The organism is Flaviaestuariibacter flavus, from assembly GCF_004337505.1.
Classification (GTDB): domain Bacteria; phylum Bacteroidota; class Bacteroidia; order Chitinophagales; family Chitinophagaceae; genus Flavisolibacter; species Flavisolibacter flavus.
Genome location: NZ_SJZI01000042.1, coordinates 173,104 through 189,734 on the forward strand (window position 1 = coordinate 173,104; position 16,631 = coordinate 189,734).

Here is a 16,631-nt window from a genome sequence, read left to right on the forward strand (position 1 = left end):
GGCGGTAGCGCCGGGGCCGCCAAAGGTAACGAAACGCTCCCGACGCCGCGCAGCCTCCGGCCGCCGCCGCCATGCGCGGCTGCGGGTTTACGGTTGACGGGTCATGCATCCAACCTCCATGAAGAAAATCAAATATTACTATAACACCCATACCCTCCGCTACGAGAAGCTGGTGACGCCGCTGCGGGTAAAGCTGCTGCGCCTCTTCAGCTTCATGGCCGTGTCGCTGGTAACGGGGGCGCTCATTGCCTGGGCGGCCTTCCGCTTCCTGGGCTCGCCGGGAGAGAAGCTGCTGCGGATCGAAAACCAGCGCCTTCGCGGCAACTACGACGACCTTGACCGCCAGCTCGATGACCTTCGCCTGAAGATGGCGGAGCTGGAGCGCCGCGACAACAATGTTTACCGTTCCATCTTCGAGGCCACGCCCATCCCCGACAGCGCCCGTGCCGAGGTCATCGCCGCCCAGCAGGAGGTTGCCCGCGTGGAGCGGATGGACAATGCTCAACTCATTGCCTCGGTTCAATCCATCATCGGCAATCTCAAAAAGCGCATTGCAGTGCAGGGCAAATCCTACGAGGAGCTGGGTGTGCTGGTCAAGAACAAGGAAAAGCTGCTGGCGGCCACCCCTGCGATCCAGCCGGTGAGCAATAAGGATCTCGACCGTATTGCCTCAGGCTTCGGTGTTCGCATCGACCCTATTTACAAAACGCCCAAGATGCACGCGGGTCTCGACTTTACGGCGCCGCAGGGCACGCCCATCTATGCCACCGCCGACGGCCGCGTAACGGTGGCCGGCAACGAGAACGACGGCTATGGCAACCACGTGGAGATCGACCACGGCTATGGCTACGAAACCCTTTATGGACATATGGTGCGGGTAAAGGCGCGCCGCGGCGAGCAGGTAAAGCGCGGCGAAATCATCGGTTACGTTGGATCCACCGGCAAAAGCACCGGTCCGCACTGCCACTACGAAGTGCACAAGAACGGCCGCAAGCTCGACCCCATCTACTTCTTCTACAACGACCTCAGCCCGGCGCAGTTTGACGCGATGCTGAAACGCGCGCAGGCGAGCAACCAGAGCTTTGATTAGCGCCGCAGGCGGCGGGAGAGAAAGAACGCAGATCTTTTATGATGGTTATGATTCACGCAGCCTTCGACTACGCTCAGGATGACAACTTCGCCTACGCTCAGGCTGACCATGTCATGGTGAGCTTGCCGAACCATGCCGGCGTCAGCCAATCATAATAAATCATAACCGATCTGCGTATTCCGCCTGCGGAATCAGTGTTCTTTCGCTCCATGGCCCGCGCCCGTATCTTTGTCTCCGATGGATAAGGACCAATTCCAGTTTGCCTTTGATTTCTTCGGGGAGCCTGAAAAGCCCGCGGAGCAACCACCGGGTAGTGATGCGCCGGCGCCGGAGCAGCTGGCCGATGCGCCGCTCCCGATCGCGGATTCCGAAGAAACGCCGGAGGTGCATTTCCCGGAGCCGATCGAGTTGCCCACGCTGGACATCCCTTCGGAGTTTCTTTCCGGGGCGCCCGTTGCGGGCGAGGCGCCGCGAGCCAGGAGCAAGCGCGGGCGCAAAAGCCAGAAAGCAATGGCCGAAGAAGTAGCTAATGTGCAGGTGCCGCCCGACGAAGAGCTCAATAAGAAGCAGTATTACGGAATCACGGAGGTGGCCGCCATGTTCGGGGTCAACGCCTCGTTGCTGCGCTACTGGGAGAGTGCCTTTGGCATGCAGCTGCGCAAGAACCGCAAGGGCGACCGCTTTTTCACCCCGCAGGACATCCGCACCGTGCAGCTCATTCACGACCTGCTGCGCCGCCGTAAGTTCACCATCGACGGTGCGCGCGACTTCCTTCGTAAAAACAAGGGCGCCGATCAGCGCTACGAGCTTATCCAGTCGCTGCAGCGTGTGCGCAAGTTCCTGGTGGAGCTGAAAGCGCAGTTATAGTGTGCTAGTGGGGGAGTTTGCTAGTACTTTGTCGTTACCGACATTCACTAGCCCACCAGCAGACTAGCTCACTAGCAAACTCTTAGCACATTCTTCACAGCATGCAACCGGGCCGCAAGCGACCGCGTCCTATATTTGACAAAACCGGTAGACTAATCATGAAAACATTCCTGCTCGCCTTTTCGCTGCTGGCCGCCACGGCCGCTTTTGCCCAGGCGCCCGAGGTTAGCCGTGACGCCGAAAACGGATCGAAAGTGCTCAAGGGCTTTATCCCGAAAGAAATGTTGGCCACCGATACGGCCTTTGCCTGGTACGGCAGCGGCATCAAGAGCTTTGCGCCCAATCCGGAAGCGCTGGCGACCCTTACCAAGTATAAGAACGACGTCTATATTCTTGCCTTTGGCGGCACCTGGTGTGAGGACACCCACCAGATCCTGCCCAAAATGATGGCTACCTTCCAGGCCGCAGGCCTGCCCGAGGATCATGTGACGCTGCTGGGGGTTGACCGTCAGAAAAAGACGATCCAGCACCTGTCGGAGATCTTCGGCGTCACCAGCGTGCCCACTTTTATCGTTTTGAAGAACGGGAAGGAGGTCGGCCGTATTGTCGAGTTCGGCAAAACCGGGCTACCGGAGCGTGAGATCGGGACTATTGTAAATGAAGCTTTTAAGAAATAGTTGCTCTGCAAAATCAGGAAAGGCGCCCAACGGGCGTCTTTTTTTTGCGACTGCACTTAACTTCGTCGGAATCTTTTTTACCCAAAACCTCCGATATGCAAAAATTTTACTCCAGATTTCTTGCCGTTTTATGCTGTGTGCTCGCCGGGCTTTCGGCCGGAGCGCAGGTTAGCGTAGCGGCCACTGTTGGCACCGCTACCGGCACCTACACCACCCTGAAAGGCGCTTTCGACGCGATCAACAACGGAACCCATAAGGGCGCCATCACGATCACCATCTCCGGCAACACCACCGAAGCCGTAAAAGACAGCCTCGGGCCCAGCAGCGGCGCGGCGTCTTACACCTCGGTGCTCATCAAGCCCGCAGCGGGCACCAACCCGGTGATCACTTCCGCTTCCGCGAACTTTATCACGCCCCTGATCGAGCTGGTGGGCGCCACCAATGTCACCATCGACGGCTCCAACACGGTTGGCGGCACTACCAAGGACCTGACCATCTTCAACGCCGATACGCTGAACGCCGCGATCCGGGTCGCAGGTGGTTCCAGCAACAACATCGTCCGTAACACGGTACTGAAGGGTTCTCCCAACGGTTTCGGCGTGCTTACGGTTTCCACCTCTACCGCGGCTACCGGAAACAACAACAACCTCTTCGAGAACAACGACATCACCCGCGGCTCCACGTTGCGTATGCCGCTGATCGGGGTTTATAACACCGGTACCTCGGGCAAGCCCAACAGCAATAACATCTACCGCAACAACCGGGTCTTCGACTTTTCTACCTACGGCTTCCTGGATGGCAACGGCGGTCTCGGCTACTCCAACAACACCCTGATCGAGCGCAACGAGATCTTCCAGACCGTAGCAGGCGTAGGCAATGTTTTCGGCATCCAGACCAATTACGTCTCGGGCATTACCAACATGACCATTTCCCGCAACTACATCCACGATCTGAAGAACAACACCCCTGCCCCCGGCAGCACTTCGCTGGGAGTGGTGGGTATCGACCTGTTTGACGTTACCTCCGCGACGCTTGTCAACAATATGATCCTGCTCGACAACGCTGCCGCCACTTCGCTCCGCGGCATCGCCCAGGAGTCGGACGGCACCACTGTCAACATCTATAACAACACGGTACTGATCACCGGAACGGCTGCTAATGCGAACGGCTCCTTTGCCTTCCTGAAGAACTATACCAGCACCAACGACATCTTACGCAACAACATCTTCGTGAACCGCCGCACCTCCTCGGGCACCGGTAAGCAGTATGCAATCCTGCTCACCTCGCCTACTACGAGCAATATCGCGGTTTCGTCCAACTACAACCTGCTGTACAGCGCCGGCAACGCGAACAATGTACTCGCCAGCCGTGGTAATACCAGCGGCAGTACCGATTATGCTACGCTGGCCGCCTGGCAGACTGCCACCGGGCAGGACGCCAACTCCATCAGCGTTGACCCGCTGTTCGTATCGGCAACCGACCTCCACCTGCAGCCCGTTGCAGCAAACTCGGCAATCGACAACAAAGGAACACCCCTGCCTTCCGTTACGGTTGACTACGACGGTGATGTTCGCAACGCGACGACACCGGATATCGGCGCCGATGAATTCACGGTTGTAGCCAATGCCATCGCTTCGGTAAATGCAGAAGTGATCTCTTCGGCCCTGTGGCCCAGTACCGTTCGCGAAGAGGCCCGCCTCCGCGTGGTATCGCGCCAGGTTATGAGCATCCGCTGGACCATCACCGATGCCGCCGGACGCACCGTGCGCAACTTCACCCAGCAGGCACAGGCTGGCGAGAACTTCCTGCCCCTGCAACTGGGTAGCCTCCAGGCCGGTGCTTACAATATCACCGGCGTGTCGTCGAAGGGCGGCAAGCTGAACCTGCGCTTCGTAAAGCTTTAAGGAATTCAGCCTCCCATAAAAAAAGATCCCGCTCCATGGAGCGGGATCTTTTTTTATGGTTGTCGCTCAGGGCTGCACCGCGATCTGGATGCCGAGTTCCTCCATGCGCCGGAGCACAAAGAAGTTAACCGACTGACGCAGCGCCACAAACCGGTCGTTGGGGATCGCCCTGGTGAAATACTCAACCGTAGCTACGATGGTGTTGGGACGGATATCGCTGAGAGCTACCGTGAAGTTCTGCACGTCTGCCTGTTCTTTCAGGAAGCCGCGCAGGTCCTGCAGCAACTGTTCGGCGCGGGCGGGCGGGGTATGCACGTGCAGGTTAAGCTCGGTGAAGCCGCGCAGCTGCGTGCGGAGGGAAACGTTGTCGAGGATGGAATCCACCATCTGTTTATTGGGCACGGTCACATAGCTTTTGTCGGCGGTGCGGATGCGGGTGCTGCGCAGGCCGATGCGCTCCACGTTTCCGGCAACAGTTTGCACTTTCACGAAGTCGCCGATCGTAAAAGGCTTGTCGAAAAAAATGACAAAGGAGGCGATGAGGTTTTCGAGGCTTTCCCGCAGGGCGAGGGCAATGGCCGCACCCACGATCGAAAGTCCCGTAAGCAGCGTGCTGATGTTGTACCCGAAGGAAAAGCGCAGGATGAGCATGCCGCCCACGATGATGACGATGACCTTGAGAAAGTCGCGGAAGAACACGATGAGCTGGTATTCGCTCTGCGCCGGCTGCCCCGCGCGTTGCTGCTGCAACAGCACCGCGATGAAGTCGATGCTGCGCAGGATGAGCCAGATAAAGGCCCCGATCTGGAGCAGGATGGCAAGCGCCAGCAGCACCGAGTGCAACTTGTATTTATACAATTCGATGTCGAGCTGCTGCGGGAAATGCAGGCGGTACAGGGTAACGATCGAAACCGTAATGACGAGGAAGATGCCGAGCGGCGGGATCACCAGGTCAACGAATGTTTTGGTGTCGAAGTTGGGCCAGATGCGCGAAAAGGCGCGGCACAGCAGTGAGGCAATGGTGCGTGAAAACACCTTTTTCAGGAAGAAAACGAACAGGATGATGCCGAGTGTCCAGAGGTACGCGCCGATAGTGTTGTTCCCAATGACGTAATGAAAAAACTCACGCATGGCGCAAAGCTAATGCGGTAATGCGGTAATGCGGTAATGCGGTAATGCGGTTACCAATAGACCAATTAACTAATAGACCGGGCCTTACGCGGCATCAATAACCAATACGGTAAATAGAAACCGAATCTTTTCCAAGGGCGAACAGTTTGCCGTTGCCGACGAGATAACGTTGGAAGCCGCCGAAGGAGGAGGGGAACTGGTATTGCCGCTGGAGGTAGGTGCCCGTGTTGAAAAGCACGAGCGCGCCTTCGCTCACACCAACGAGCTGGCGGTCAAGCACCTGGAAGGAGCGCCAGCTTTGTGCCGGGAATTTTTTCTGCAGCGTGCCGTAGTAATCGAAGCGCAGCACACCGGCCTTCGGGTCGAAGAGATAAACCGAGTTATCCTGGTCAACGATCTTTTCGGGCTGAAAAGGGTAGCCGAGCAGCTGGCGCAGGTCGGGCGTGCTTTGCAGCTGGCGGCCGCTCTCATCGAGCTTTTTGAGCTTGTTTTCCACGGCGTCAAATACCCAGATATTGTTGTCGTAGGAAGTGGCTGCGGCGGAAGCCTGGGCGATGCCCTGGCGGCGCAGGTCGAGCACCGACTTCTGCGCGAGAAAGCGATCAAGCAGCACAACGGTAGAGAAATCCTTGTAGAAAAGCAGCGGCCGCAGGGGGTTGCTGACGTCAAGGCCTTCGATGCGGCCAAAGCGGCGCACGTTGTTGAACACCGCGATCGAGTCGCCGGCAGGGCCGTACTTTTTCAGGAGCCCGCCCGGGGTAAGCAGGTACAGGTTGTCGAGCTGGTCAACGGCGAAGTCGGTGGCGGCTACCGGGACGGTTCTTAGCAGCCGGAAGGAATCCTGGGCTTTTGCATTTGCCGATGCGAACAGCAACGACAAGGTCATCGCGAGCGCAGCGAAGCAAACCACCCATTTACGCAGAGGGATTGAAGCATGAAAAAGCCTGGAGCTTAAGCCCTTTTTCCTCCGATCCGTCATAAGATCGGGGAGTTTGCTTCGCTTTGCCCGCGATGACGGCCTCCGGCCGTCGGCTTCGCGCGCTGTCATCCTCTTACAATTTTATGATCCATGCCGGTATACGATTTCAGTGTCAGCTCGCTTCCGTCAAACACCGCGTAGGTAAAATAGATCACCCAATCGCCGAGGTTGACATAGCGGCTTTCTTCAGATAGACGATAATCGATGGGCAGGTGTCTATGGCCAAAGATGAAATAGTCCACTTTTTTTTGCTGCAGCACCTCCTTACTGTAGGTGATGAGCCATTCGTTTTCGGCGCCGTGGAAGACCTCTTCGGCGTGCTCGCCGCCGCGACTTTTGCGGCTGAAGTAGTCGGCGAGTCCGATGCCGATTCGCGGAGGCAGGATGCCGAAGCACCATTGGGCCACCGGGTTGCGGAACAGCTTCTTGAGGGCCTTATAGCCGTGGTCGCCGGGACCGAGCCCGTCTCCGTGCGCTACGTGGAAGAGCCGGTCGTTGAAGGTGAATTCCGTAGGGCCGTAATACACGGGAGTGTTGAGCTCTTTCTGGAAATAGTCGCGCATCCACATATCGTGGTTACCGACGAAGAAGTGAACGGGGATGCCGCTGTCGGTGATCTCGGCCCACTTGCCCAGCAGGCGGGTGTAGCCCTTGGGCACCACGTGCTTGTATTCGTACCAGAAGTCGAAGACATCGCCGACGATGAAGATGGCCGCCGCGTCGTGCCGGGCTTCGTCGAGAAAGCGCACGATGAGGCGCTCGCGCTCGAGGCTGCGCGCCGGGTCGGGGGCGCCCAGGTGGAAGTCAGACAGGAAATAAACTTTTTTCCCGGGAGGCAGTTGCATGCGCAAGGTTAAGAAGATGCGCCGAGATCGTCAACCAGGAAGAGGTAAACCTCCTTGGGGCCGTGGACGCCGGTCACCAGTGTTTTTTCAATATCCGCGGTGCGGCTGGGGCCGGTCGCGAAGGAGATCTGTGATGGCAGGCGGCCCTCGTAGCGCTTCTGCAACAGGGCAATGGCGTCGCCGAGGTCATACACCAGCTGCGAAGCATAGGCCACGCACACGTGCACCGGCGCGTATACCGAAGGGATGCGGCCGCCGTTGCGCGCGCTCAGCACGATGGTGCCGGTGCGCGCCACGAGCGCTTCGCAATCGGTAATCGAGGCGTCGCAGGTCACGATGTCGTCGGTCCAGAACTGCTCCGGAACCAAGCCGCGCCACTTTTGCTCGGAGGTATAGATCCTGGTCCACTCCTGCTTTTTACGCAGGGCTTCGAGCTGAACGTAGAGCTCCGTTTCGTTAAGACAAAAAGCGAATTTCCCCTGCAGCTTGGTGAATTCTTCAGCAAAGGTGACTACGATATCGTCGTCGGGCCGGGGCTGCACCACCGGGTCATTGCCTTCGCTTTTCGGAAAAGGAATTGGCGTTGAGTGTGTCAACGCCAATCGGATTTTCTTGAAAATATTGTTTTTCGAGCCACTCATTTGGACGTGGGTTGCTGGTTCATAATACCCGGATCGTAGGGCGGAACGCCTTCCGAGATGCCTCCTTCGGGAGCGCTTTCGATGCCTTCGTCGGCGATGGGCTTGTGCACTTCAAAGGGGCGGGGGCCGATGAGGGACTCCACGTCGCTCTGGAAGAGCACTTCCTTGTCGAGCAGGGCCTCGGCAAGCTTTTCCACGTCGCCCTTCTTTTCGGTAAGCAGGTTTTTCGTGCGCACGTAAGCCTCGTCGATCAGCTTGCGCACTTCCTCGTCGATGATCTTGGCGGTCTCATCCGAGTACGGCTTCTGGAAGGAGCCTTCGTTCTGCGGGTCGTAGAAGGAAACGTTGCCCACCTTCGGGTTCATACCGTAGATGCTCACCATCGAGTAGGCGATACGGGTGATCTGCTGGAGGTCGTTCTGGGCGCCGGTGGAGATCTTGCCGAAGAAGATTTCTTCCGAGGCGCGTCCGCCGAGCGTCATGCAGATCTGGTCGCCCAGCTGGTCGGTATTGTAGAGGTATTGCTCTTTGGGCGTATACTGGGCATAGCCGAGGGCCGCGGTGCCGCGGGGTACAATCGTCACCTTCAGCAGCGGGTAAGCGTGCTCGAGGTACCAGCCGCAGATGGCGTGGCCGGCCTCGTGGTAGGCGATGATGCGCTTTTCTTCGGGGGAGATGATCTTGTTCTTCTTCTCAAGGCCGCCGATCACGCGGTCAACGGCGTCCTGGAAGTCGCCCATATCCACGGCGTTCTTGCCTTTGCGGGCGGCGATGAGCGCGGCTTCGTTGCACACGTTGGCGATGTCGGCGCCGGCAAAACCGGGTGTCTGCTCAGCCAGCTTGTGGATGTCAACCTTTTCCGAAACCTTGATGGGCTTCAGGTGCACTTTGAAGATCGCTTCGCGGCCTTTTACGTCGGGTTTGTCGATCGACACCTGGCGGTCGAAGCGGCCGGGGCGGAGCAGGGCCGTGTCGAGCACGTCGGGGCGGTTGGTGGCAGCCAGCACGATAATGCCGGAGTCGGTACCGAAGCCGTCCATCTCCACCAGCAGCTGGTTGAGGGTCGACTCGCGCTCGTCGTTCGACATCATCATGTTCTTGCCGCGGGCGCGGCCGATGGCGTCGATCTCATCGATAAAGATGACGCAGGGTGCTTTCTCCCGGGCCTGGCGGAAGAGGTCGCGCACGCGGGAGGCACCCACGCCCACGAACATTTCCACGAAGTCGGAGCCCGACAGCGAGAAGAAGGGCACCTGTGCCTCGCCGGCCATGGCCTTGGCGAGCAGGGTCTTGCCCGTACCCGGAGGGCCTACGAGCAGGGCGCCCTTGGGGATCTTACCGCCGAGGGACGTATATTTTTTGGGGTTGCGGAGGAAGTCGACGATCTCCATCACTTCCACCTTGGCTTCATCGAGGCCGGCCACGTCGGCAAAGGTGATGTTGACACGCGTGCCTTTTTCAAACAGGGTGGCTTTGCTTTTGCCGATGTTGAAGATGCCGCCGGGGCCGCCGCCGGTGCCGGCGCCGCCGCCCATCTTGCGCATCAGGAGGATCCAGATGCCGATGAAGAGGAGCACGGGCAGCACGAAGGAGGTGAAGGGCTGCAGCCAGTTCGTTTCGTTTTCAACGTCCGACTTCGGACGGTTGGCTTCGGGGATCTTGGCTGCGGTGTAATATTCCTCGAGTTCCTTGCGGACGTTCTCGTTGGAAGCGGTTTTGAAGTATACGTGCGGGCCTTCTTCGCTCACGCGGCCTTTCACGTATTCGGGGATGGCGTCTTTTTTCAGCCACACCCGCACCATATCGCGGTTGTTGACCACCACGTACTTATCCACCTGACCTTTGGCCACCATCACCTTGAACTGGTCGAGCGTAACCCGGCCGTTGGAGCTGAAGGAAGGACTCAGGAAGTTAAAGCCGATGACGAGGGCGAGGATGAGTGCATAGACCCAGTAGATGCTGAAGCGGGGGCCTTTGCGGGGTGTGTTGTCGTTGGGGCCGCCGGGGCGTCCGGGCAGGCGGGGAATGCGGTTCTTGCTGTCCTTATTATACGGTTCTTGTGCCATGGTTCAATTGTAAAGGATCTTCTCTTGATTCGTTAATCGTCGTTGGGTTCGCTCAGGAAGCATGCTCCTGCAGCACGGCATCGCTCCACATTTCTTCCAGGCGGTAGAACTTGCGGGTTTCCGGATTCATCACGTGCACCACGATGTTCACAAAGTCGAGCAGCACCCACTGCAGGTTCTGGCGGCCTTCCTGGTGGTACACGTTTTCGCCGCACTCCTGCTTCACCTCGTCTTCGATGCTGTCGGCAATAGCACGTACCTGCGGGCCGCTGGTGCCCTCGCAAATGATGAAGAAATCGGCTACCGCCTCATCTATTTTGCGGAGATCGAGGGAGATGATGTTCTCGCCTTTTTTCTCCTGGATTGCCTTTATGATGGTTTTGAAGATCTTGGAGTTTCGGGTCAGTCGGGTCACGTTTTTTTTCCGGTTTGCCAGGGCTGCTATTTGTTCCAAATACGAATCCTTTTGTGGTTAAATAAAAAAATGCGGCAGTACGAAAGGTACGCCGGGGAGTTTGAATAGTTTCGCCAAAAATACGGCAAAATTGTCCCCCGGACCGAAGCGCATCGGCACTCCATTCATCGAACTGACTCAGGTAGACAGCACCAACAACTATGCCACCGGCCTGGCGCATGCGGGTATGGCGGAGCACGGTACAGCCGTGCTGGCAGCCCATCAAACCAAAGGTAAAGGACAGCGGCACAAGGCCTGGGAGGGGGCGCCCGGCGCCAACATAACCATGAGCCTCCTGCTGGCACCGGCCGGGCTCGGGTTGCAACCCCCGCCGGTGCGGCTCACCGCTGCCGGCGCCTTTCGCTTTTCCATGGCCGTGGCACTGGGCGCGCAACGCTTTTTCGCCCGCCATGCCGGCGAAGAAACTTTTGTTAAATGGCCCAACGATCTTTATTGGCGTGACAGAAAGGCAGGCGGCATCCTGATCGAGAACATCCTGGCGGGTGATCAGTGGAAATGGGCCGTGGCCGGGCTCGGTATCAACATCAACCAGACTGATTTCGGGCCGGATGCGCCGCGGGCCGTATCGCTGCGGCAAATCACCGGGCGCCAGTGGGACGTGCGCACGCTGGCACTGGAGCTGTGCGCTTCGATCGAGGACTCTTTAAACCAGCTATCGGCCAGCCCCGACTCTGTTGCAGCCGATTACCACGCGGTGCTCTTCGGGCGCGGCGAAATCGTTCGCCTGCGGAAGGACAGCCGCGTGTTTGCGGCCGAGGTGCTAGGCGTTACGGAGGATGGGTTACTACGCGTGCGGCATGGTGTAGAGGAAGAGTTTGCCGTAGGTGAAGTGGAGTGGGTGTTTTGAGTAGGGGAGGATTGCTCGCAAAGGACGCCGGAGCGTTTCGCAGAGCTCACTGAGCGTGTTCTTCGATTACAGTTTTGGGAGAATGACCTACAGGTCCGCACGATGTTCCAGGGCCGGGCGCTACAAGCCCACAGAGTTTTGCACGCCGGCGAGCGTGCCGGCCCTGCCGGCAAATATCCCAATTATTCTTTCACAAAGCGGTCACCGCAGGGCTCGATGCAGGCATAGCGCAGCTCCAGCTGCTGGCCGCTGATGCGGTAGCGCGCATCGAAATGGCCCCCGCTCGTGGTGGTAAAGCGGAGGTAGCCATCGCCTGGAGGAGCAGGGAGGCAAGAAGATGTTTCATACCTGGCTGACAGCGGCGGGGGCGCCAACGTTGCATCGCGACGGTCACAACTTCCGGTAGCGGTCCATGGCCGTTTCGCGGGCTTCCTTAATGAGCTGCAGCACCTGCCCGTCGGTTTCGAAGAACACCGTGAGCGAGTCGCCATGACCGCCGAAGAGGCGGAGCTCGCGACCGGAGTTGGGCGTGTAGCGGGTATACGGAGCGAGGCTGCTGTTGCTGCTCGCGGTGAACTCACCGCCGGCGCCAAATGTGACGCGGGTGATGTCGTCGCCGGTAACAGGCTGCCAGGTGCCGCTGCCATCGCCGGGGTCGCGGAAAGTTTCGAAGCGCTGCCAGCTGCCCACGAGGGCCGCGGGGTCTTTGATGGGTGCGGGCGCCGCTGCCGTTTCGGCCATGAGCTCGGAGCGCGAGTTCTCGCGCGAGCAGCCGATGGTGGCCACCAGGGCCAGTAGGAGGAGTTTTCGCATAGGTCAGGGTTTATACCCTGTCGTTCACAAAAACGTGCCGGTTTATACCAGCTCATCGCTCGTTCCGCCGCTGCTTTTGTTGGATGGCACGGGCCGCAAAGGGGCGCATTATTTGCGGTGCTTCCGGGAGCCTTTTCCCGTCAATCCTAAACACCGAACAATGCCGCGTCCCAAACGGATTTACCTCTACCCCATTGCCCAGTGCATGTTCGAGCCCGGCGCCAACGATTATATCCTGCGGGTGCGCGACTGTCTTTCCGGGCCCTTTGAAGTAGTCAACGGGCCAACGCGCCTGGGTCTGCTGGATGTACTGCGCAAGCTGCCCCGCACCGACATAGTTTACTTCAACTGGATTGACGACCTGGCCGACCGGCGCCTCGGCTACCTGCAGCTTACGCTGTTGCCGCTGATCCTGCTGTGGTGCCGGCTGCGGGGCATCCAAACGGTATGGTGCGTGCACAACAACACCTCGCACCGCCGCAGCAACTGGTGGGCAAAGAAGGTGACCGAGCGCGTGATGGCCCGTTTTTCCGATACCATTCTTTGCCATTCGCGGAGTGCGCACCTGGCACCGCGGGTGGCCCGTATGTCGTTTTTCGATCATCCGGTGTCGCCCTGGCAGCCGGTGCCGCAGGCGGCCCAACCCGGGTGGGACCTGTTGATCTGGGGCGCCGTCAGCCCCTATAAGGGCGTAGCTGAATTTGTGCGCCACCATGCCGCCGATCCCGTGCTGCGGCACCGCAAGGTGCTGATCGCCGGGCGCTTTTCGTCGGACGCGCTTTACCGCGAGGTGGCTGCCGCCGCGCACCCCAACATCACCCTGCGCAACGAGGTGATCAGCGAGCCGGAGCTGCGGGTGCTGATGGGCCAATGCCGCTACGTGTTGTTTTGCTATAATTCCGCGTCGGTGCTCAGCTCGGGGGCGCTGAGTAAAACGCTATCCTGCGGAAAAACGGTCATCGGGCCCGCCATCGGGGCCTTCGAGGAGCTGGGCCGCCGCGGGCTTATTTACACCTACACGTCGCTTTCAGAACTGGGCGCACTGCTGGAGCAGCTGGGCGGGCGGCAGGTTGACGGCGGGCAATTGCGGCAGTACACGGAAGCCCACAGCTGGACGCGGTTCGGGCTCTTCCTGCACGGTCTGCTGCGGAAGCCGGAAGAAGCGGCGGCTTAGGCCGTATGCTTGATTATTTCCTCGGCGTGCTGCTTGTTGCGGGGACGGGTGAAGATTTTTGTGATGACGCCTTTTTCATCAATTACAAAGGTGGTGCGGTGCAGCCCGATCACCAGGTTGCCGTACATGTTCTTCTCGCCCCACACGCCGTACTTTTCAATGATGGCGCGCTTCGGATCGGCCACGAGCGGAAAGGGGAGGCCGAACTTCTGCACGAACTTCTTATGACTCGCGCTGTCGTCGGGGCTTACCCCGATCACCTGGAAGCCGTGCTGCTTCAGCAGGCCATAATTGTCGCGCAGGTTGCAGCTCTGTACCGTGCACACCGGCGTGTCGTCGGCCGGGTAGAAATACAGTACCACTTTCTGTCCCTTGAAATCGGAGAGGGAGATCTTGTTGCCGTCCTGGTCGATGCCGGTGAAGGAAGGCGCTTTGTCGCCGGCCTGGAGATGAGTAGCCATGAGGGAATTTAATGATGTCCGATGTCGGATGTCTGATTTGGAATGCGGCAAATGTAAGCTTGCGGATGCTCATTGATCACCGGCTCTCTTGTTCTTATTACCACATTACCGCATTAGCACATTAGCACATTAGCACACTAGCACACTAGCACACTATCGCGTCACCGTCCACGTCTTCACCGTCACATTCCCTGCTTCATCTTCCACCGTCGCCTTCAGCTCGTGGGTGCCTTCGGGGAAGTGCTCATCGAAACTATAGATCCAGCTTTTGCCCTTGTCGTTGGAGCAGCGGAGCCACTTTCCGTCCACCTCGAGGCGGAAGGAGCGGATGGCGTCGTAGTTGTCGCGCGGGGTGAACACCAGCGAGGCGCGGCCCCGCAGGCTTGCCGGCGGTGTGTTGACGGTGGGCGGCTCATTGTCTACCAGCAGCTGGTAGGAGCCGAACTGCCGGAAGCGGGCCATCGCCCAGCCGCCGTTCCAGCGGGTGCGCTGCACGTAGGTGCGGCTTCCATACTTGTTGCGCATCACGGTGCGGTCGCGCTGCGCGGCGCTGAGCGTTGCCGCCGGGCGGATGCGGATCGTTACCGAGTCGTGCGCGGGGATCGATGCGCCCAAAAACGTATGCACCGGCGAAGCCACGCCGGCCGCAAAGGCGTCCACGCTGCTCCAGTTGATGGCAACCGTATCGTACACGGTGCGCTCGGTGGTATACAGCTCGAAGTCGGGCCGCTCAAACACGTTCACGTTATTGGGCAGGAGGCGCTCACCTGCTGTTGTTTCACTGCTGCGCGCCAGCGCGGGGTCGTACTGCACGCGCAGGGTCCGCCGCGTTTTGTTGCCGTTGGCGTCCCAGGCTTCGATGGCGATATCGTGCACCGCTTCGTCGTCGAGGTGCACGGTGCCATCGCCGTTGTAAGTTTTATAGGCCACCGCTGCGGCGCCCGGCAGCGGGCTCAGGTGCTGCAGGTCGGCGCCACCGCCCGATTTGTAGCGGTAGTCGAGCTGTGCGTTGATGAGGCGCGTTTCGTTGTAAGAGATATCGTTGAGCGCAAACTCCGATACGGGCGTGCCGTCTACCAGCAGGCGCGCGGCGTAGGTGCCGTTGGGATTGTTGGAGCCGCTGAGGCAGTCGGTGGTGCCGATGGCGAAGGAGATGCGGCGCGACCCGACGCGCACGGTGCTGCCGGCGCTCACCAGCTGGGGCGCCTGCGCCCAGGTGCTGCGGCTGCGGTCGTAGAGGGCGATGCGGCCCACCGCGGGCGGCACGGCGTCGGCGATGGGCATGCCGAAGAGCAGCGGGTTGAGGCAGTTCTCGGTCTTCGTATCTCGAATTTCGAAGTGTACGTGCGGCCCCTGCGAGGCGCCGGTGGAGCCGCTTAGACCGATGTAGCTGCTTTTGTTTACCGGGAACTGCCCCGGCTGCGGATAGAAATCGCCTTCCCAGCTCTCGGTGCGGTATTGCTCGGATTTTACCCACTGGGCCAGCTCCGGGTAAAAGCCGTTCATGTGGGCGTAGAGGGTGGTGTAGCCGTTGGGGTGGTTGATATAAATGGCCTGCCCGAAGCCGCCCGGCTCCACCGACACGCGGGCGATATAGCCTTCTGCGGCGGCATACACCGGCAGGTTCACGCGCTGCTGGGTGCGGATGTCGAGCCCCATATGCCAGTGGTTGCTGCGGATCTCGCCGAAGTTGGCCACCAGCTGCATGGGGATGTCGAGCGGGTTGCGGAAATAGCCCTTGGGATAGTCCTGGGCCGCGGCTGCCAGCGAGAAAAAGAGGGTACCTGCGAGTAGTGTCTTTCGGATCATCATGCGTTCTTGGGCTTCTGGGGAACAATCTTCGTACCGGCAAAGAAAGGAAGGTGCGACGAAGGGCGCCAGCATTTAACAGAAGCACCGGAAATTTTCCGGCAGGCGTTCCGCGGCCGCGGCTGGCCGGCCCGACGAGGGCAGGGCGTCGGCAACAGCTGGTGCTCCCCTGTCGCCCATCCGGCGAGACGCTGTCGTTGAAGGTTGCCACCCCGTCGGAAAAGCGCCGGCGGGAAGCCGCAACGGTTGCCGGGGCCATGGAAGAACGGTGGAGCGGTAGCCGCACCCATTGCCAGGATGTTGCCCCCGGGGCCCGGGGCCAGCCGCGCCTGGAGGGTTGCTGCGGGAATAATTATTGTATCCCATCTGTAAAAAACAACCCGTTATGAGTGTCAACAACAAGCATCTCGCCACCTTCCTGCTTGGCGCGGCCGCGGCCTTCGGCGCCTACAAGTACGCCAATATGAGCGACGAGGAGAAGGAAAAGCTGGCCGCCTCGCTGAAAGACAAGGCCAAAAAGCTGAAAGACACGGCCATGGACGCCGAAGACAAGGCCATGGACTACTTCAAGGAGCTGCAGACGAAGGGCGCCGACGCCTTTAAGGAATACATGCCCAAGGTGGAAGAGTACTTCGAGAACCTTTTCGGCAAGAAAGACGCCTCCGGCACGCCCCCGGCATCGGCCTCGGGTGCGGCGGGTGGCAACACCGGGAATGTGGGCGAATAGGCTTCGGCTACGCTCAGCCTGACAGAAGGCTTGTCATCCTGAGCGGAGCGCAGCGAAGTCGAAGGATGGCCCCTCACCCCCGACCCCTTCGCAAGGGGAAGGGAACGCACATTCTTCGTTCCCCA

17 protein-coding genes are annotated in these 16,631 nt (G+C 59.4%); 7 read left to right on the forward strand and 10 right to left on the reverse strand.

From position 1 onward, the window contains the following. Positions 1–118: 118 nt before the first annotated feature. From EPD60_RS08755 to EPD60_RS08770, 4 genes are all read left to right on the forward strand, one after another. Positions 119–1,090: a M23 family metallopeptidase gene (locus EPD60_RS08755; protein WP_131448873.1), complete on the forward strand. Its 972-nt coding sequence runs from the start codon at positions 119–121 to the stop codon at positions 1,088–1,090. A gap of 237 nt (positions 1,091–1,327) precedes the next feature. Next, entirely contained in the window at positions 1,328–1,957 is a 630-nt protein-coding gene (locus EPD60_RS17155; RefSeq protein WP_207896575.1) for a MerR family transcriptional regulator, read from the forward strand. Positions 1,958–2,115: 158 nt separating this feature from the next. After that, positions 2,116–2,634: a thioredoxin family protein gene (locus tag EPD60_RS08765; RefSeq protein ID WP_165871487.1), complete on the forward strand. Its 519-nt coding sequence runs from the start codon at positions 2,116–2,118 to the stop codon at positions 2,632–2,634. Between the two features lie 95 nt (positions 2,635–2,729). After that, complete coding sequence (locus EPD60_RS08770; RefSeq protein WP_131448877.1) at positions 2,730–4,538, forward strand: autotransporter outer membrane beta-barrel domain-containing protein; 1,809 nt, start codon at positions 2,730–2,732, stop codon at positions 4,536–4,538. 66 nt (positions 4,539–4,604) lie between these two features. Here EPD60_RS08770 and EPD60_RS08775 read toward each other — a convergent pair whose 3' ends face one another. The 6 genes from EPD60_RS08775 to rsfS all read right to left on the reverse strand — a co-directional run bounded on the left by EPD60_RS08775 (position 4,605) and on the right by rsfS (position 10,615). Next, complete coding sequence (locus tag EPD60_RS08775; RefSeq protein WP_131448879.1) at positions 4,605–5,669, reverse strand: mechanosensitive ion channel family protein; 1,065 nt, start codon at positions 5,667–5,669, stop codon at positions 4,605–4,607. 94 nt (positions 5,670–5,763) lie between these two features. Continuing rightward, positions 5,764–6,555 (reverse strand): hypothetical protein, encoded by a 792-nt coding sequence (locus tag EPD60_RS08780; protein ID WP_131448881.1) that lies wholly within the window; start codon positions 6,553–6,555, stop codon positions 5,764–5,766. Positions 6,556–6,713: 158 nt separating this feature from the next. Continuing rightward, entirely contained in the window at positions 6,714–7,493 is a 780-nt protein-coding gene (locus EPD60_RS08785) for a UDP-2,3-diacylglucosamine diphosphatase (RefSeq protein ID WP_131448883.1), read from the reverse strand. A gap of 8 nt (positions 7,494–7,501) precedes the next feature. Continuing rightward, positions 7,502–8,089: a LutC/YkgG family protein gene (locus EPD60_RS08790; protein WP_243647792.1), complete on the reverse strand. Its 588-nt coding sequence runs from the start codon at positions 8,087–8,089 to the stop codon at positions 7,502–7,504. Positions 8,090–8,130: 41 nt separating this feature from the next. After that, positions 8,131–10,200, reverse strand: a complete 2,070-nt coding sequence (gene ftsH, locus EPD60_RS08795; protein WP_131448887.1) for an ATP-dependent zinc metalloprotease FtsH — start codon at positions 10,198–10,200, stop codon at positions 8,131–8,133. A 52-nt stretch (positions 10,201–10,252) separates the two neighbouring features. After that, entirely contained in the window at positions 10,253–10,615 is a 363-nt protein-coding gene (gene rsfS / locus EPD60_RS08800) for a ribosome silencing factor (RefSeq protein ID WP_243647793.1), read from the reverse strand. 130 nt (positions 10,616–10,745) lie between these two features. Here rsfS and EPD60_RS08805 point away from each other — a divergent pair, with 130 nt between their 5' ends. Next, positions 10,746–11,522 carry a biotin--[acetyl-CoA-carboxylase] ligase gene (locus EPD60_RS08805; protein ID WP_165871488.1) on the forward strand — a complete coding sequence of 259 codons (777 nt, stop codon included), beginning with the start codon at positions 10,746–10,748 and terminating at the stop codon, positions 11,520–11,522. 182 nt (positions 11,523–11,704) lie between these two features. Here EPD60_RS08805 and EPD60_RS08810 read toward each other — a convergent pair whose 3' ends face one another. Next, positions 11,705–11,896: a hypothetical protein gene (locus tag EPD60_RS08810; RefSeq protein WP_131448893.1), complete on the reverse strand. Its 192-nt coding sequence runs from the start codon at positions 11,894–11,896 to the stop codon at positions 11,705–11,707. 16 nt (positions 11,897–11,912) lie between these two features. Next, on the reverse strand, positions 11,913–12,335 hold the full coding sequence (locus EPD60_RS08815) for a hypothetical protein (protein ID WP_131448895.1): 423 nt from the start codon (positions 12,333–12,335) through the stop codon (positions 11,913–11,915). Positions 12,336–12,495: 160 nt separating this feature from the next. On the opposite strand from EPD60_RS08815, the gene EPD60_RS08820 reads away from it, so the two are divergent. After that, positions 12,496–13,509 carry a glycosyltransferase family protein gene (locus tag EPD60_RS08820; RefSeq protein WP_131448897.1) on the forward strand — a complete coding sequence of 338 codons (1,014 nt, stop codon included), beginning with the start codon at positions 12,496–12,498 and terminating at the stop codon, positions 13,507–13,509. On the opposite strand, the gene bcp is transcribed toward EPD60_RS08820, so the two are convergent. Together bcp and EPD60_RS08830 are read right to left on the reverse strand one after the other, a co-directional pair. After that, positions 13,506–13,970, reverse strand: a complete 465-nt coding sequence (gene bcp / locus EPD60_RS08825; RefSeq protein ID WP_131448899.1) for a thioredoxin-dependent thiol peroxidase — start codon at positions 13,968–13,970, stop codon at positions 13,506–13,508. The genes EPD60_RS08820 and bcp overlap by 4 nt on opposite strands. 153 nt (positions 13,971–14,123) lie before the next feature. After that, positions 14,124–15,782: a peptidoglycan DD-metalloendopeptidase family protein gene (locus tag EPD60_RS08830; RefSeq protein ID WP_165871489.1), complete on the reverse strand. Its 1,659-nt coding sequence runs from the start codon at positions 15,780–15,782 to the stop codon at positions 14,124–14,126. A gap of 382 nt (positions 15,783–16,164) precedes the next feature. On the opposite strand from EPD60_RS08830, the gene EPD60_RS08835 reads away from it, so the two are divergent. Continuing rightward, complete coding sequence (locus EPD60_RS08835) at positions 16,165–16,506, forward strand: hypothetical protein (protein ID WP_131448903.1); 342 nt, start codon at positions 16,165–16,167, stop codon at positions 16,504–16,506. Positions 16,507–16,631: the final 125 nt, after the last annotated feature.

Bases quoted from the DNA above. Each gene is read 5' to 3' on its own strand.
- bcp (WP_131448899.1), bottom strand. From the start codon at position 13,970: ATGGCTACTCATCTCCAGGCCGGCGACAAAGCGCCTTCCTTCACCGGC.
- EPD60_RS08815 (WP_131448895.1), bottom strand. From the start codon at position 12,335: ATGCGAAAACTCCTCCTACTGGCCCTGGTGGCCACCATCGGCTGCTCG.
- EPD60_RS08765 (WP_165871487.1), top strand. From the start codon at position 2,116: ATGAAAACATTCCTGCTCGCCTTTTCGCTGCTGGCCGCCACGGCCGCT.
- EPD60_RS08785 (WP_131448883.1), bottom strand. From the start codon at position 7,493: ATGCAACTGCCTCCCGGGAAAAAAGTTTATTTCCTGTCTGACTTCCAC.
- EPD60_RS08820 (WP_131448897.1), top strand. From the start codon at position 12,496: ATGCCGCGTCCCAAACGGATTTACCTCTACCCCATTGCCCAGTGCATG.
- EPD60_RS08830 (WP_165871489.1), bottom strand. From the start codon at position 15,782: ATGATGATCCGAAAGACACTACTCGCAGGTACCCTCTTTTTCTCGCTG.
- EPD60_RS08770 (WP_131448877.1), top strand. From the start codon at position 2,730: ATGCAAAAATTTTACTCCAGATTTCTTGCCGTTTTATGCTGTGTGCTC.
- EPD60_RS08780 (WP_131448881.1), bottom strand. From the start codon at position 6,555: ATGACCTTGTCGTTGCTGTTCGCATCGGCAAATGCAAAAGCCCAGGAT.
- ftsH (WP_131448887.1), bottom strand. From the start codon at position 10,200: ATGGCACAAGAACCGTATAATAAGGACAGCAAGAACCGCATTCCCCGC.
- EPD60_RS08775 (WP_131448879.1), bottom strand. From the start codon at position 5,669: ATGCGTGAGTTTTTTCATTACGTCATTGGGAACAACACTATCGGCGCG.
- EPD60_RS08755 (WP_131448873.1), top strand. From the start codon at position 119: ATGAAGAAAATCAAATATTACTATAACACCCATACCCTCCGCTACGAG.
- EPD60_RS17155 (WP_207896575.1), top strand. From the start codon at position 1,328: ATGGATAAGGACCAATTCCAGTTTGCCTTTGATTTCTTCGGGGAGCCT.
- EPD60_RS08835 (WP_131448903.1), top strand. From the start codon at position 16,165: ATGAGTGTCAACAACAAGCATCTCGCCACCTTCCTGCTTGGCGCGGCC.